Here is a 235-nt window from a genome sequence, read left to right on the forward strand (position 1 = left end):
TCTTTTAAATCCATGCCAAAAGCTATGGCATCAACTAAGCGGCCTGATTGATGTTTTAATACCAGTTTTAAATGCTTTTCGCCCACTATACGCTGCTGAATTAACTCAAATGTGTGCTCAAATACCGGTTGAGGAAATTGCTGCCCCCAAGGGCCCGCTTGTTTTAATTGCTGGGCAAAATCCATGGTAAAACACTCATTTGGCAACTCGCCATCGGTAAATACAATGCAGCGTT

At 42.6% G+C, this 235-nt stretch carries 1 pseudogene; it reads right to left on the reverse strand.

The annotated features are described in order from the left end of the window. A pseudogene (locus AAEY62_RS24890) lies at positions 1-235 on the reverse strand (single-stranded-DNA-specific exonuclease RecJ); the annotation flags it as partial.

Origin of the sequence: Pseudoalteromonas sp. GW168-MNA-CIBAN-0100, assembly GCF_040309225.1 — a bacterium.
GTDB classification, from domain to species: Bacteria; Pseudomonadota; Gammaproteobacteria; order Enterobacterales; family Alteromonadaceae; genus Pseudoalteromonas; species Pseudoalteromonas arctica.